General features: G+C 64.5%; 11 protein-coding genes. 4 read left to right on the top strand and 7 right to left on the bottom strand.

Annotated elements, in window-relative coordinates:
* Position 1 precedes the first annotated feature (1 nt).
* From urtD to Q7514_RS25400, 7 genes are all read right to left on the bottom strand, one after another.
* Positions 2-784: an urea ABC transporter ATP-binding protein UrtD gene (gene urtD / locus Q7514_RS25430; protein WP_330136051.1), complete on the bottom strand. Its 783-nt coding sequence runs from the start codon at positions 782-784 to the stop codon at positions 2-4.
* On the bottom strand, positions 781-1,905 hold the full coding sequence (gene urtC / locus Q7514_RS25425) for an urea ABC transporter permease subunit UrtC (RefSeq protein ID WP_330136050.1): 1,125 nt from the start codon (positions 1,903-1,905) through the stop codon (positions 781-783). Before urtC ends, urtD begins: the two co-directional genes overlap by 4 nt.
* The gene (urtB, locus tag Q7514_RS25420) at positions 1,905-2,789 is read right to left on the bottom strand and encodes an urea ABC transporter permease subunit UrtB (RefSeq protein ID WP_330136049.1); all 885 of its coding nucleotides are present in this window, start codon (positions 2,787-2,789) and stop codon (positions 1,905-1,907) included. The genes urtC and urtB overlap by 1 nt, the downstream gene beginning before the upstream one ends.
* Positions 2,790-2,819: 30 nt before the next feature.
* On the bottom strand, positions 2,820-4,088 hold the full coding sequence (urtA, locus tag Q7514_RS25415) for an urea ABC transporter substrate-binding protein (protein WP_330136048.1): 1,269 nt from the start codon (positions 4,086-4,088) through the stop codon (positions 2,820-2,822).
* 151 nt (positions 4,089-4,239) lie between these two features.
* Complete coding sequence (locus Q7514_RS25410) at positions 4,240-4,641, bottom strand: TIGR03618 family F420-dependent PPOX class oxidoreductase (RefSeq protein WP_330136047.1); 402 nt, start codon at positions 4,639-4,641, stop codon at positions 4,240-4,242.
* Between the two features lie 15 nt (positions 4,642-4,656).
* The gene (gene ramB / locus Q7514_RS25405) at positions 4,657-6,069 is read right to left on the bottom strand and encodes an acetate metabolism transcriptional regulator RamB (RefSeq protein ID WP_330136046.1); all 1,413 of its coding nucleotides are present in this window, start codon (positions 6,067-6,069) and stop codon (positions 4,657-4,659) included.
* A gap of 54 nt (positions 6,070-6,123) precedes the next feature.
* The gene (locus tag Q7514_RS25400; protein WP_330136045.1) at positions 6,124-7,284 is read right to left on the bottom strand and encodes a globin domain-containing protein; all 1,161 of its coding nucleotides are present in this window, start codon (positions 7,282-7,284) and stop codon (positions 6,124-6,126) included.
* Between the two features lie 526 nt (positions 7,285-7,810).
* Between Q7514_RS25400 and aceA the strand changes: the two genes are divergently transcribed.
* The 4 genes from aceA to Q7514_RS25380 all read left to right on the top strand — a co-directional run.
* Positions 7,811-9,100, top strand: a complete 1,290-nt coding sequence (gene aceA, locus Q7514_RS25395) for an isocitrate lyase (RefSeq protein WP_330136044.1) — start codon at positions 7,811-7,813, stop codon at positions 9,098-9,100.
* A gap of 166 nt (positions 9,101-9,266) precedes the next feature.
* The gene (locus Q7514_RS25390) at positions 9,267-10,163 is read left to right on the top strand and encodes a 3-hydroxybutyryl-CoA dehydrogenase (protein ID WP_330136043.1); all 897 of its coding nucleotides are present in this window, start codon (positions 9,267-9,269) and stop codon (positions 10,161-10,163) included.
* A gap of 71 nt (positions 10,164-10,234) precedes the next feature.
* Positions 10,235-12,520, top strand: coding sequence for a 5-methyltetrahydropteroyltriglutamate--homocysteine S-methyltransferase (gene metE, locus Q7514_RS25385; protein ID WP_330136042.1), 2,286 nt, complete (start codon positions 10,235-10,237; stop codon positions 12,518-12,520).
* A gap of 177 nt (positions 12,521-12,697) precedes the next feature.
* Positions 12,698-12,840: helix-turn-helix domain-containing protein (locus Q7514_RS25380; RefSeq protein ID WP_330136208.1), on the top strand; the 143-nt coding region annotated here is incomplete at its 3' end.

The following is a 12,840-nucleotide window of genomic DNA, read 5'->3' as shown; positions in this document are numbered from 1 at the left end:
CTCACGCCTCCTGTACTGCAGCGGTGGTCCCGAGATAGACCTCCTGGACCTGCGGATTGTTCTGTACTTCCTCGACCGTGCCGTCGGCGATGACCTTGCCGCGGGCGAGCACCGTCACCGATGTCGCGAAGGCACGCATGAAGTCCATGTCGTGTTCGACCACCACCACGGTGCGCTGTGCGCCGATCCGCCGGAGCAGTTGCCCGGTCTCTTCGCGTTCGGCACCGCTCATGCCGGCGACGGGTTCGTCGAGGAGCAGGACGTCGGCGTTCTGCACGAGCAGCATTCCGATCTCGAGCCACTGCTTCTGACCGTGAGCGAGGATGCCGGCGAGGGTGTCGCGGTGAGTGGTGAGGCCGATCGTCTCGAGGGCCTGTTCGATCTCGGGTAGGACGTCCTTGCGACGGCGGAGCAGCTGCCACGGTGAGCGACCGGCACCGGCGGCGATGTCGAGATTCTGCAGCACCGACAGTTCCTCGAACACGGATGCGGTCTGGAAGGTGCGGCCGACACCGAGACGTGCGATCTTGTGGGTCTTCCTGCCGAGCAGTTCGACACCGGATTTGGTGACCGAACCGGTCGCGGGGACGAGACCGGTGACGGCATCGACGAGCGTCGTCTTGCCGGCGCCGTTGGGACCGATGAGGAACCTCAGATCACCCTGGAACAGGGTGAGGTCGACACCATCGACGGCGGTGAACCCGTCGAATTGTACTCGCAGATCGCGGATTTCGAGGTACTCCGCTGACATGCCGGCATTACCGCCGAATTCGGGTGCGCTCATCGGGCCGGCTCCAGTTCTGGTTCGGACGGGGACGTCGTCGGATCGTCGGTGGAATCCGCCTTCGTGCGGCGTCTGCGGAGCTTGGCGAGCCCGGCGATTCCGGCGGGGAAGAAGCCGATGACAACGATGAACAGCAGGGCTTGGGCGTAGGTCCAGGCGGAGGGGAAGCTTTCCGACAGGGTGGTCTGGGCCCATGCGACACCGATCGCGCCGAGGACGGGGCCGAGCAGAGTAGTGCGGCCACCGATCGCGACACCGATGAGGAAGGCGATCGAGGGCACGATCCCGATATCGGCAGGGGAGATGATGCCCACGATCGGAACGAACATCGCGCCCGCGATTCCGGCGAAGAACGCGGCGACGGTGTAGGCGACGACCTTGATGTTGGCGGGGTCGTACCCGAGGAATCGGACGCGTTCTTCTTGGTCACGGACTGCAACGAGTAGTTCCCCGTAGCGAGACTGCATGAGCTGGCGGGTCGCGGCAACGACGAGCAGCAGGATTGCGGCGACGATGAAGAACAACATCCGCCTGTTGGCGGGATCTGCCAGATCGAAACCGAAGAAGCTACGGAATCGGTTGAGGCCGTTGGATCCTCCGGTCGACTGTTGACCGATGAGCAGGATCGCGAAGGCAGCGGCGAGCGCCTGCGAAAGAATGGCGAAGTACGCGCCCTTGACGCGGCGCTTGAAGACACCGAGGCCGAGCAACAGTGCGACGAGAGCCGGGAGCAGGGCGATCGCGAGGATGGTCACGATCGGGGAGGCGAACGGCGCCCAGTAGCCGGGTAGCTCTCGGATTCCGGCGATCTGCATGAAATCGGGGACGGTGTCGCCGCGGAGTTCGGCGTCGGCGATCTTGAGGTGCATCGCCATCATGTAGGCGCCGAGTCCGAAGAACACGCCTTGGCCGAGGGTGAGCATGCCGCCGCGGCCCCACGCGAGTCCGATACCCACGGCGACGATCGCGAAGCACAAGAACTTGCCGAGTAGCCCGAGACGGAAATCGGACAGCACTGCGGGGGCGAGGGCGAAGAGAATCGTTGCGGCGAGGGCGAATCCCGCGGCTGTGCGCACGGGGCCGGGGCGGGTGAGGTCGCGAGGGTGGAAGGTCGTCGACATCAGACCAGACTCCTTGTCTTGACCGCGAACAGGCCCTGCGGGCGGACCTGGAGGAAGATCACGATGAGCACGAACACGATCACCTTCGCGATCGAGGCGGTGGTCGAGTACTCGATGAACGAGTTGAGCAGGCCCAGGGCGACAGCGGCGATGACGGCGCCTTCGATTCGGCCGAGGCCTCCGATGACGACGACGAGGAACGCGTCGATGAGATAGGCCGACCCGATGGTCGGGCTCGTCGACCCGATGAGCGTCAGCGCCACCCCGGCGAGGCCGGCGAGTCCGGAGCCGAGGAAGAAGGTGGTCAGGTCGGTGCGGCGGGACGAGATTCCGACGGTCTCCGCGAGGTCGCGATTCTGCACGACCGCGCGGATCCGGCGACCCATGGACGTGTACTTCATCGCGGTGATCAGGGCGACCACACACGCGGTAGCGAGTACGAGGATGAACAGGCGGGTCTTGGGAACCACCGCACCGAGGATCTCGACGCCTCCGGAAAGCCATTCCGGTGCAATGACGTTGACGGCAGGTGCGCCGAAGATGTCGCGGGCGAGCTGCTGGAGGAGCAGACCCACTCCGAACGTGACGAGCAGTGTGTCGAGGGGGCGGTGGTACATCCGCCGGATGAGAGTGACCTCGAGGAGGACGCCGAGTGCACCGCCGACGAGGAAACCGACGATAAGGGACACGAACAGGGAGATGCCTGCGGACGAGATCACCTGCTGTACCACGAATGCGGTGTAGCTACCGGCCATGATGAATTCGCCGTGGGCCATGTTGATGACGCCCATCTGACCGAACGTCAGCGATAGCCCCAATGCTGCCAGCAATAGGATCGATCCGATGCTCAATCCTGTGAACAACTGTCCTGCAACAATATCCATGTCGGTCCTCCTCGTCGACGGTGGTACCGGTCAGTTCCCGGAGAGGGACGAGGCCCAGTCGTAGGTTTCGAGGTACGGATCGGGATCGACCGGTCCGTCGGACTCCCAGACCGTGTAGATCAGGCCGTCGCCGCGGATCTCACCGATGCGGGCGGTCTTCGTGATGTGGTGATTGTCGCCGTCGATCGTCACGGTGCCTTCGGGCGCGTCGAACGTCACTCCGTCTGCGGCCTCCTGGATCGCTGCGACGTCGAACGACCCGGCCTTCTCGACGGTGTTCTTCCACAGGTACACCGAGGTGTAGGCCGCTTCCATGGGGTCGGATGTCGGCTTCGCGTCGCCGTACTTCGCCTTGTACGCCTCGACGAAGGCGGTGTTCTCGGGGGAGTCGACCGTCTGGTAGTAGTTCCACGCGGTGAGCTGGCCCTCGATGTTCTGCGCGCCGATACCCACGACCTCTTCTTCGGCGATCGAGACCGACACGACGGGCATCTCCGCGGCATTGAGACCCGCGTTCGTGTACTCCCGGAAGAACGCGACATTGGAATCGCCGTTGAGAGTGTTGAACACGGCGTCGGCGTCGGCCGTGCGGACCTTGTTGACGATGGTGGAGAAGTCGGTCGAGCCGAGCGGTGTGTAGTCTTCGCCCTTGATCTCGATGTCGTTCGCCTCGGCGTACGCTCTGATGATCCGGTTGGCCGTCTGCGGGAAGACGTAGTCGCTGCCAACCAGGTACAGGGACTGCACGCCCTGTTCCTTCAGGTAGTCGAGGGCGGGGACGATCTGCTGATTGGTCGTTGCACCGGTGTAGAAGATGTTCGAGGACGACTCGAGTCCCTCGTACTGAACGGGGTAGTACAGCAATGAATTCCGGTCTTCGAACACCGGAAGCATCGCCTTGCGGCTCGACGACGTCCAGCCGCCGAACACCGCTGCGACGCAGTCGGAGCTGATGAGCTTCTCTGCTTTCTCCGCGAACACGGTCGGCTCGGAGGCACCGTCTTCCGCGACGATCCGGATCTGCTTGCCGAGCACGCCGCCGTCGGCGTTGATCTGCTCGACGGCCAGGGCGATCGAGTCGCGCACGGTGACCTCGGAGATCGCCATGGTTCCGGACAACGAATTCAAGGAGCCGACCTTGATGCTGTCACCGGCGGTGTCGACGCACGACGCACCAGCGGAGGCGGATGCGTCTCCCGCCGAGGTGTCCGCAGCCCTGCTTCCGCACGCGGTGAGGGTGAGTCCGACGGCGACCAGCGCTGCGGCGCTCGTTGCGAACTTGGATCGGGCAACTGTCATGGGGGTGTCCTTCGTGGAAGGGGACCGGGCGGCGTATACAGCGCTGTATCCGTGGATCCATACGATAGGTGGGTGTTATTGCGCCGGAGTGTCTTCCGGTGACCGTTCCATGACATTGATGACGTCGGTGTTACGTCGTGCTCACACGGGGTTACGTGGGGTCGAGGACGGAACCCATGACCCGCTCGACCACAATCTCGATGACGACGCGGCGCGGGTTGGGGCGGGGCTCACGGTAGCGGGCCGCGTACAGGCGCTCGCCCTCGGCGATGGAGTCGCTGTCGCGGGTGACATGCGCCGGACCTTCCAATGTCAGCCACCGCCGGCCGTCGATCTGGCTGACAGCGGCGTATCCGCCTCGCTCGACATTGAGTGCCTTCTGCGTGCCCTCCGACGTGATGATCCGGACGAGTCCGGTATCGGCATCCCACGTGAACCCGACCGCGACGACGTGGGGGGTCCCATCCTTGCGCAGCGTCGTGAGGGTCGCGAGGTGGTATTCGGACAGGAACTCGAGGGCCCGGTCGCCCAGTGCGGCGGAAGTGCGTGACATGTGGCCAGAGGATACTCAGCGGACGAGGTACGGCGAGACGGAGCTGCGGTGTTCGTTGATGTCGATGTCCTTGCCGAGGGGCGGGAAGGCGCGCTGCGGGCAGTTCATCCGCTCGCACACCCGGCAGCCGGAGCCGATCGGAGTGCCGGGGTTCGACTCGTCGAGATCGAGGCCTTCTGCGTAGACGAGCCGGTGCGCATGGCGCAGTTCGCAGCCGAGGCCGATCGCGAAGGTCTTCGACGGTTGACCGAAGCGGGCGGCGCGGCGTTCGACTGTCCGCGCGACCCACAGATAACGGCGACCATCGGGCATCTGCGCGATCTGGGTCATGATCTTGCCCGGGTATGCGAAGGTCTCGTACACGTTCCACAGCGGGCAGGTGCCACCGCTCGTCGAGAAGTGGAATCCGGTGGCGGATTGCCGCTTGGACATGTTGCCCGCGCGGTCGACGCGGACGAAAGAGAACGGCACACCCCGCAGCTTCGGACGTTGCAGCGTCGACAGGCGGTGCGCGACTGTTTCGTAGCTCTGACCGTAGAACGCCGAGAGACGTTCGATGTCGTAGCGGAAGTCCTCGGCGATCTCGTGGAACTGCGAATAGGGGAGAATCAGTGCTGCTGCGAAATAGTTCGCGAGTCCGAGACGCGCGAGCGTGCGCGACGAGTCGCTGGTGAAGCCACCGTCGTCGACGAGCTTGTCGATGAGGTCACCGCACTCGAGGTAGGCGAGTTCGGTCGAGAGCTTGAACACCTGCTGTCCTCCCGACAGCTGCGGTGCTATCTCGAGGACCCGGGTCTCGGGGTCGTAGCGGTGCAGGACGTTTTCGCCGAGGTCGATGCGCTTGACGACCTGCACGTCGTGGACCGCAGCCATGCGTTTGGCGATCTCGCCACCCACATCACCTCGGTGGAATCGGATCCGGTTGGCGAGCTCCTCGGCTGCGGTGTCGAGTTCGTGGAGGTAGTTCTGCCGCTGATAGAAGTAGTCGCGGACCTCTTCGTGCGGCATCGTGATCGCGCCGCTTCCGCTGCCGTCGCTGTAGCGGTCTTCTGTTGCGGCGGCGAGCTGTGCGGTGGTGTTGCGGAATCGGCGGTGCATGTTGACCATCGCCCGCGCGAGACCGGGATGCGCCGCGACCATCTCGGCGATCTCCTGCGCGTCGGCCTCGATACCCATCTCCTGGTCGAGCGCGACTTCACGCATCTCGGCGATCAGGCGGGTGTCGTCCTGCGACGAGAAGAACGTCGTGTCGACGCCGAACACTTCGCTGATCCGCAGCAGCACCGGTACGGTGAGCGGCCGGACGTCGTGTTCGATCTGATTGAGATAACTCGCGGAAATCTCGAGTGTCTTCGCGAGTGCGGCTTGGCTGAGTCCACGCTCGGTCCGTAGCTGGCGCAGGCGGGCGCCGACGTAGGTCTTGGCCATTCGCCCAGCGTAAGACGCTTTCATCAGCTTTGCAACGTAGGGTTCGCAACATGGCTAAGGGGCGGGTGCATGTTCGCTCTCGAGCCCGAGCCAGGAGCCCGGGGCGAACGCTTCGAAATGGATCGATGCCGGTGGCAGTCCGGCGCCGATCAGTTCGCGACGGATCGACCGCATGAACTCGACCGGGCCGCAGACGTACGTCTGCGCATTCCAAGGCAACGGGACGCGCGTCAGCGGGTTTCGGCCGTCCTCGTGCTCGCCGTCGAAATCCTTGTAGCGCAGGAACAGCTCGGCGTTGGGCAGTGACTTCACCACCGCACTGAACTCGATGCGCCTCACGTGTTCGTATGCGGACTTCTCCACATGGACGATCGTCAACTCACGCCCGGGGTTGTACATGGCCAGGTATTGGAGCGTCGCCAGGGTGTTGGTGACACCGATTCCGGCGGAGATCAGGAGCAAAGGGGAGTCGTCGTTGTCGACCACGACGCCGCCGAACGGTTGCGACACGGTGAGATGATCACCTTCCGCGACCTTGTCGACGAGGATCGGCGACACGAGTCCGTCCGGCACCCGTTTGACGGACAGTGCCCACTCACCCGATTGGCGTCCGTGAGTGACCGTGTACTGACGGATCTCTTCTGACTCGTCGGCGAAGCGGATACGGACCGAGGTGTATTGGCCCGGGCGGTGGATGCGGAACGGTTTGCCGTCCAGCGGACGCAGGAACAGGGTTGCGGCGTGGGCGCCGTCGTACTCGCGCGCAGCGACCAGGGCCTGCCTCCACACCTGGCCTTCGGCCACACCCACATCCCGGTACAGTTGCGACTCCTGTTCGGCGAGGGAGTTGGCCATCAAGGTGTAGACCTCGTTCCATGCGGACGCGACCTGGGGAGTGACTGCGTCGCCGAGGACCTCCACGATTGCGGCGAACAGGTGGGTGCGCACAACCTCGTAGAGGTCGGATGTCACGCCCAGGGATGCGTGCTTGGCGGCGATCCGGGCCATGATCGGGTCGATGTTTCCGGGTTCCTGGGTGACGAGCAGCGTTGCGAAGGAGGCAACCGAACTTGCGAGCGCCTGTTGCTGGGTGCGGCTCGATTGGTTGGTCGTGTTGAACAGGTTGGTGCGCAGCGAGGGGACTGCGGCGAACAGTTTCTCGTAGAACACCTCGGAGATCACGCCGATGTTTGCCCCGACCACAGGCAGGGTCATCTCGACGATCGAACGCGACGTGGGTGAAAGGATGACTGCTCCTCGGTTGTGCGGACGGCAACCGAAGCAGGAGGCGCGCAGCACTCTGCGCGACCGGCCCCGATCCGGTCGTGCGGCACATCGTACGACCGGAATGGGTGCTTTCAAGGTCATTTACATGGCGTGTGTAGGTCGCGGAGTCCTGTGAAGACGGTCACATCCGGGAACCATCAGGGGCTCGCGGGCCGGCTTTTCGCGAGGAAGTGCCGCATCGCGATCGGCAACATGCAGGGCGGGAAAAGGCAAGGTCAGTGCTACTGATGGGTAACTTCTGCCGACGAGGGTGCAGTCGTTGGTGCCCCCATTGATTAGCAATCTTTGCAAAGCGCCGAGCAAAAATTTCCGATATTGGCATTAGCAACAGGTAGCGAGGGGTTTTCAGTTGTGTCATTGTCGTCTTGTACATCCGAATGGGCCGCAAAGGATGTGAAGTAGTACAGACGTACTGCTGACGCCGAGCGGAGTAGATCTAGAGAGTGGAGCTTTGATGTCGACCACCGGCACCCCGAGGACCGCTGAAGAAATCCAGAAGGACTGGGACACCAATCCCCGCTGGAAGGGAATCACCCGCAACTACACGGCCGAGCAGGTCGTCAAGCTGCAGGGCTCCGTCGTCGAGGAAGCCACCCTCGCCCGTCGTGGTTCGGAGATCCTGTGGGACCTCGTGAACAACGAGGACTACATCAACTCGCTGGGCGCCCTCACCGGCAACCAGGCCGTTCAGCAGGTTCGCGCCGGCCTGAAGGCCATCTACCTTTCCGGCTGGCAGGTCGCCGGCGACGCCAACCTGTCCGGCCACACCTACCCGGACCAGTCGCTGTACCCGGCGAACTCGGTCCCGCAGGTCGTTCGCCGCATCAACAACGCGCTGCTCCGCGCCGACGAGATCGCCAAGGTCGAGGGCGACACCTCCGTCGACAACTGGCTCGCTCCGATCGTCGCCGACGGTGAGGCCGGCTTCGGTGGCGCCCTGAACGTCTACGAGCTCCAGAAGGCCATGATCGCGGCCGGCGTTGCCGGTTCGCACTGGGAGGATCAGCTCGCGTCGGAGAAGAAGTGCGGTCACCTCGGAGGCAAGGTGCTCATCCCGACCCAGCAGCACATCCGCACCCTGACCTCGGCTCGCCTCGCAGCCGACGTTGCCGACGTCCCGACGGTCGTCATCGCCCGCACCGACGCTGAGGCTGCAACCCTGCTGACCTCCGACGTCGACGAGCGCGACCGCGAATTCCTCGACGGTACCCGCACGGCCGAGGGCTTCTACGGTGTCAAGAACGGCATCGAGCCCTGCATCGCTCGTGCCAAGGCATACGCCCCGTACTCCGACCTCATCTGGATGGAGACCGGCGTGCCGGATCTCGAGGTCGCGAAGAAGTTCTCCGAGGCAGTGCGCAGCGAGTTCCCCGACCAGCTGCTGGCCTACAACTGCTCGCCGTCCTTCAACTGGAAGGCTCACCTGGACGACGCGACCATCGCGAAGTTCCAGAAGGAGCTCGGCGCGATGGGCTTCAAGTTCCAGTTCATCACCCTCGCCGGCTTCCACTCGCTCAACTACGGCATGTTCGACCTGGCTCACGGCTACGCCCGCGAGGGCATGACCGCCTTCGTCGACCTGCAGGAGCGCGAGTTCAAGGCTGCAGAAGAGCGCGGCTTCACGGCCATCAAGCACCAGCGTGAGGTCGGCGCCGGCTACTTCGACTCGATCGCCACCACGGTCGACCCGAACACCTCCACCGCTGCCCTGAAGGGCTCCACGGAGGAAGGCCAGTTCCACTAGGAGCTGGACCGCCTCTCCGGATCTCGGCGTACAAGACCGGCGGCCCGCGACTTTCGTTGCGGGCCGCCGGTGTCGAATCCAGAGGCTTGTGGACGTACCCGGTGAGTTACCCATGTACTCGCCTACATCCGTTGTCACCGAGCACAGGCAGGTTGAGGAGATTCGAGTGACCAGCGACAAGATTCAACGCGTCGGTGTGATCGGTGCCGGCATCATGGGCTCGGGTATCGCCGAGGTGAGTGCGCGCGCTCATGTCGATGTGCTGGTGTTCGAGAAGACCCGCGAATTGGCCGCGGCCGGGCGTGCACGGATCCTCCGGTCCCTCGACCGCGGTGTGAGCACCGGGAAGATCACCGAACGTGAGCGTGAGCAGGCTGCATGGCGGCTTCGATTCACCTCCGACCTCGAAGACTTCGCGGATCGGCAGCTCGTGGTGGAAGCGGTCGTGGAGGACGAGAAGACCAAGGCCGAGATCTTCACGGAACTCGACAAGGTCGTCACCGACCCCAATGCCGTTCTCGCCTCCAATACGTCGTCGATCCCGATCATGAAGCTCGGCATCGCAACCACGGCACCCGAACGTGTCATCGGCATGCACTTCTTCAACCCGGTACCGGTGCTCCCTCTCGTGGAGGTCGTGACCACTCTCAAGACCGGCCGCGCGGTATCGCAACGCGCGGAGTCCTTCGCAAGCGACATCCTCGGCAAGCAGGTCGTCCGCTCGTCCGACCGGGCAGGCTTCATCGCGAACGCGCTGCTCGTGCCCTACCTCCTCTCGGCAGTCCGCATGGTCGAATCCGGTTTCGCCACCAAGGAGGACGTCGACAAGGCGATGGTGCTGGGGTGCGCCCACCCGATGGGTCCGCTCGAGTTGACCGACCTGGTCGGGCTCGACACCGTCAAGTCGATCGCGGACTCCATGTACGACGAGTTCAAGGAGCCGCTCTACTCGGCACCTCCGCTGCTTCTCCGTATGGTCGAGGCCGGACTCGTCGGCAAGAAGTCGGGAGCCGGCTTCTACGAGTACGCCGACAACGGTCGCGCGACCAAGAAGGCCGGCTAGTCAGGCGGCACCCACCGAGAAGTTGTCGCGTACCGTGCGCGACGTGCAGTGAGGGAGAGGTCGATTCCGCCATGGCAGGCCACGGCTCGAGCATTCTCGGTTACCCGCGCATCGGACCCCGTCGTGAACTCAAGCGTGCTCTCGATTCCTACTGGCACGGCGACGGCACACGCGCCGAGGTCATCGCGGTCGGTCGCGAACTGCAGGAGAACATGTGGCGTGAACTGTCTGCCACCGGGTTGACGCAAGTCCCCGGCAACACGTTCTCCTTCTACGACCACGTGCTCGACAATGCACTGCTGTTCGGCGCGGTCCCGGATCGGTTCCGTCCACTCGTCGACGAACTCGACCCACTCGACTTCTACTTCACGATGTGTCGTGGCCGCCCGGACTTCCCGCCCCTCGAACTCGTCCGCTGGTTCGGGAGCAACTACCACTACCGTCAGCCCGAACTCGACGAGTGCACCGTCTTCGACCTGAAGTCGTCCCCGTTGCTCGACGAGTTCGATCGGGCCGTGGCCGAGGGCGTCGAACTCCGGCCAGTCGTGCTCGGCCCCGTCTCGCTGCTGCTGCTGTCGAAGGTTGCGCCGACTTCCCGGCAGAACGGATTCACGACGCTCGACCTGCTCGATCCGCTGCTCGAGCAGTACGAGCGACTCTTCGAGCAACTCGCGAAGCGCGGTGCCACATGTGTGCAACTCGACGAGCCGTCGTTCACCGAGGACCGCAGCGTCGACGAACTCGCGGCGCTGAAGCGGGCCTACGACGTGCTCTCGCACGCACCGTTGCGGCCCCGCATCCTCGTCACCGGACCCTACGGCCATCTCGGTGAAGCACTGCCGATCCTGGCGGCGTCGAAGATCGAAGCGCTCGGCCTGGACCTCGTCAACGGACGGATGACTCCCGACGAGCTCGCCGCCGTCCCCGGCCTGAAACGCAAGCGGATCTACGCGGGCGTCGTAGACGGTCGCAACGTGTGGAAGGTCGATCGGCGCCGGACGCTCGAATATCTGCAGTCGCTCGCTGCGATCGCGCCGGATCTCGTCGTCTCGACGTCGTCCTCGCTGCTGCACGTGCCGTACGACCTCCTCATCGAATACGACATCCCCGGTGACGTCGCCGACCGGCTCGCGTTCGCGAAGCAGAAGGTCGGCGAGGTCGTCTCGCTCGCGAAGGCGCTCACCACCGGCGCCGAGGAGAAGTGGCGCCGGCCGCCCGTCTCGGTGCATTTCAAGCAGAAGCACACGGTGCGGGCCCGCCTCAACGCTCTCACCGCCGAGCATCGCGTCCGCGCCCCCTACGAGGAGCGTCGCGTCGCCCAACAGAGGCGCCTGAATCTGCCGCCCGTTCCCGCGACCACCCTCGGTTCGTTCCCTCAGACAGCCGAGGCGCGGAAGGCGCGGTACGAACTCGACCAGGGGCGACTGTCGTACGAGGAGTACGCCACGCTCATCGAGGCCGAGATCGAGTCGACGATTCGGCTGCAGGAGGACATCGGCCTCGACGTCCTCGTGCACGGCGAACACGAACGCAACGATATGGTGCAGTACTTCGCCGAACTGCTGGAAGGTTTTGCCACCACCCGTTTCGGCTGGGTACAAGCCTACGGGTCACGCTGCACACGCCCCCCGATCCTGTACGGCGACATCGTGCGGCCGAAACCGATGACGGTCGAGTGGACCGCGTTCGCGCAGTCGCTCACCGACAAACCGGTCAAGGGAATGCTCACCGGACCCGTCACGATGCTGGCGCGTTCTTACGTGCGGGCGGACCAACCGCGTCACGAGACGGCCGACCAATTGGCACTCGCGATCCGAGACGAGATCTCCGATCTGGAGAAAGCGGGGATCGTGATCATCCAGGTCGACGAACCGGCAATCCGTGAACTGCTGCCGCTGAGGCAGGACGGGCGCGCCGAGTATCTCGACTGGGCCGTCGATGCGTTCCGCCTCGCGACCGGCGGGGCACAGCCCGAGACCCAGGTGCACACACACCTGACCTACTCGGGTCAGAAGTCGGTGGTCGACGCGATCGAACGACTCGATGCCGACGTCACCGCGATCGTCGCGACCAGGTCGATCGGTTGGGTGCTCGAGGCGATCAAGGACCAGGCCCTGACCCACGGTGTCGGGCCGGGTGTCTACGAGTCGCGTTCGGCGCGGATCCCCGACATCGACGAGCTCGACGAGCTGCTGACCGAAGCAGCCCGGTCCGTGGACCTCGACCGGCTGTGGGCGAATCCGGATGGTGGCCTCAAGTCTCGCCGGAACTGGCAGCTCGAGCCGTCGCTGCGCAACCTCGTCGCGGCGGCGCGCAGGCTACGTCGCCGGGCCGCATCCGACGAGCGACCCGAGTAGGGACCGGACCCCGGATGCGCCGGCCCTTCGCAAGCGAGCATAGGAGCATGAGCGACTCGTCTGTTCCGACCATCACTGCTGCCGCCTTCACTGCTACATCCGCAGATGCCCCGCTGACCGCACTATCTTCGGCGCAAGCTCGGCCGTTCACGGCCGGGACAGCCGATCTCACGACCGGTGTGTGTCGGTGGTCGCTTGTACGGTGCGGGCGTGCAACTGCGATACCAATACCGCGTGTATCCGACGCCAGGCCAGCAGGACATGCTGGCCCGCTCGTTCGGATGCGCACGGGTGGTATTCAACGATGCACTGCGCGCCCG

The organism is Rhodococcus artemisiae (assembly GCF_036327795.1).
GTDB classification, from domain to species: domain Bacteria; phylum Actinomycetota; class Actinomycetes; order Mycobacteriales; family Mycobacteriaceae; genus Rhodococcus; species Rhodococcus artemisiae.
This window is presented reverse-complemented; position numbering and strand designations above follow the sequence as displayed.

Bases quoted from the DNA above. Each gene is read 5' to 3' on its own strand.
- urtD (WP_330136051.1), bottom strand. From the start codon at position 784: ATGAGCGCACCCGAATTCGGCGGTAATGCCGGCATGTCAGCGGAGTAC.
- urtC (WP_330136050.1), bottom strand. From the start codon at position 1,905: ATGTCGACGACCTTCCACCCTCGCGACCTCACCCGCCCCGGCCCCGTG.
- urtB (WP_330136049.1), bottom strand. From the start codon at position 2,789: ATGGATATTGTTGCAGGACAGTTGTTCACAGGATTGAGCATCGGATCG.
- urtA (WP_330136048.1), bottom strand. From the start codon at position 4,088: ATGACAGTTGCCCGATCCAAGTTCGCAACGAGCGCCGCAGCGCTGGTC.
- Q7514_RS25410 (WP_330136047.1), bottom strand. From the start codon at position 4,641: ATGTCACGCACTTCCGCCGCACTGGGCGACCGGGCCCTCGAGTTCCTG.
- ramB (WP_330136046.1), bottom strand. From the start codon at position 6,069: ATGGCCAAGACCTACGTCGGCGCCCGCCTGCGCCAGCTACGGACCGAG.
- Q7514_RS25400 (WP_330136045.1), bottom strand. From the start codon at position 7,284: ATGACCCTGCCTGTGGTCGGGGCAAACATCGGCGTGATCTCCGAGGTG.
- aceA (WP_330136044.1), top strand. From the start codon at position 7,811: ATGTCGACCACCGGCACCCCGAGGACCGCTGAAGAAATCCAGAAGGAC.
- metE (WP_330136042.1), top strand. From the start codon at position 10,235: ATGGCAGGCCACGGCTCGAGCATTCTCGGTTACCCGCGCATCGGACCC.